This window comes from Streptomyces sp. SPB074 (assembly GCF_000154905.1).
GTDB lineage: Bacteria > Actinomycetota > Actinomycetes > Streptomycetales > Streptomycetaceae > Streptomyces.
On record NZ_GG770539.1, the window covers coordinates 4,528,743 to 4,530,887 of the forward strand.

General features: G+C 72.0%; 1 protein-coding gene and 1 pseudogene. One reads left to right on the forward strand and one right to left on the reverse strand.

Annotated features, from left to right (window positions below; translation table 11 throughout):
* Positions 1 to 603, reverse strand: a pseudogene (locus SSBG_RS19050) (hypothetical protein); the annotation flags it as partial.
* 158 nt (positions 604 to 761) lie between these two features.
* On the opposite strand from SSBG_RS19050, the gene SSBG_RS19055 reads away from it, so the two are divergent.
* Complete coding sequence (locus tag SSBG_RS19055) at positions 762 to 1,910, forward strand: cystathionine gamma-synthase (RefSeq protein WP_037870136.1); 1,149 nt, start codon at positions 762 to 764, stop codon at positions 1,908 to 1,910.
* Positions 1,911 to 2,145: the final 235 nt, after the last annotated feature.

Genomic DNA, 2,145 nt, shown 5'->3' on the forward strand with positions numbered 1-2,145 from the left:
CAGCCGCTCGAACTCCTCGTGGCTCTCGCCGAGCCCGCGCGCCACCGCGAGGCGCGTGATGTGCGGCACGGGGTCGCCGGGCGCGAGGAGCGCCGCCTGCTCGCAGGCCGCGCGCGCCTCCTCCAGGATGATCCGGAACTCGTCCGTGCCCACCGTGGACGTCCGCCACGCCTGCTGGACGAGGAACTCCGCGTGCACCGCCGCCGCGCCCGCGTCCTTCGGCGCCTCCGCGCGCCAGGCCCGCAGCCAGCGCCCGCCCTCGCCCGGCCGGGCAGCCAGCTCCAGCGAGGCCGCCCCCGCGAACGCCTGTACGCGCTGCCAGCGCAGCTCGCCGTGCTTGTCGGTGCCCGCGAGCAGCGCCGCCGCCGCCCGCCAGTCCTGCCCGCCCTGCACGGCCCGCAGCGCGCGCAGCAACGCGTCGTCGGGCCCCGGCAGGCGTACGTCCAGTTCCTCCTGACGCGCGAAGCCGTACGCGGCCGGGTCGGCGGCGTCCGGGTCGCCGGGCTGCGCCAGGCGTATCCCGGTGGCACCGCGCCTGCGCAGCACGGAGGCCACGACGGCGCCGATCAAGAGGACCCCGAACAGGGACCAGAGAATCTCCATGACTCCAAGCGAACCAGACCGTGAGACGAATTGGCCAACCTCACCTCAAGAACGTGCCAAGGCGGCGTCAAGTGCCCGGCGCGGTCCGCCTTCTCGAAGACGCTGCCGGACCCCGGCCCGGCGCCCCGCCCGTCGCGGGGGCACTACGCTCGGTGCGCATGACCGACAGGTACAACAACTTCGAGACCGTGGCGATCCATGCGGGGAACACCGCCGATCCCCTCACCGGGGCCGTGGTCCCGCCGATCTACCAGGTGTCGACCTACAAGCAGGACGGCGTCGGCGGCCTGCGCGGCGGCTACGAGTACAGCCGCAGCGCCAACCCGACCCGTACCGCCCTGGAGGAGAACCTCGCGGCCCTGGAGGGCGGCCGGCGCGGCCTCGCCTTCGCCTCCGGGCTCGCCGCCGAGGACTGCCTCCTGCGCACCCTGCTCGCCCCCGGCGACCACGTCGTCATCCCCGACGACGCCTACGGCGGCACATTCCGCCTCTTCGCGAAGGTCGTGGGCCGCTGGGGCGTCGACTTCTCGGTGGCCGACACCTCGGACCCCTCCGCCGTGCGCGCCGCGCTCACCGACCGTACGAAGGCCGTGTGGGTCGAGACCCCGTCGAACCCGCTCCTCGGCATCACCGACATCGCCGCCGTCGCCTCCGTCGCGCAGGAGGCCGGGGCGCGGCTCGTCGTGGACAACACCTTCGCGAGCCCCTACCTCCAGCAGCCCCTCGCGCTCGGCGCCGACGTCGTCGTGCATTCCATGACGAAGTACATGGGCGGCCACTCCGACGTCGTCGGCGGCGCCCTCGTCGTCTCCGACGAGACCCTCGCCGAGGAACTCGCCTACCACCAGAACGCGATGGGCGCGGTCGCCGGGCCCTTCGACGCCTGGCTCGTGCTGCGCGGCATCAAGACCCTCGCGGTGCGCATGGACCGGCACAGCGCGAACGCGGCCCGCGTCGCCGAGATGCTGACCCGGCATCCGAAGGTGACCCGCGTGCTCTACCCGGGCCTGCCCGAGCACCCCGGCCACGAGATCGCGGCGAAGCAGATGCGGTCCTTCGGCGGGATGGTGTCCTTCCAGGTCGCGGGCGGCGAGGAGGCGGCGGTCGCGGTGTGCGACCGCGCGCGGCTCTTCACGCTGGGCGAGTCCCTGGGCGGCGTCGAATCGCTCCTGGAGCACCCCGGCCGCATGACCCACGCCTCGGCGGCGGGCTCCCCGCTGGAGGTCCCGGCCGACCTCGTACGCCTCTCGGTGGGCATCGAGAACGCCGACGACCTCCTCGAAGACCTGCGCCAGGCCCTGGGCTAGCCCCCCGGTGGCCGCTCACCCCCCGGGCGGTGAGCGGCCGCCTTCCCGGCCGCCTTCGCGGCCTACGAACGGGCCGCCCACACCGCGAGGGCGAGCTCCTCTCATTTCAGTGATACCCAGCCCGTTTTCGTATCCTTCTTGTCTTTTTACGTGCTATACCTCATTTCGTCGTATGTAAGAAAAACCGGCGGATAATTGATTGGGGCAGCAGCTATGTTTTTTTTTTTTTTTTTTT

What these genes read in the sequence shown, in the direction of transcription:
- SSBG_RS19055 (WP_037870136.1), top strand. Translation starts at nt 762, where the DNA reads ATGACCGACAGGTACAACAACTTCGAGACCGTGGCGATCCATGCGGGG.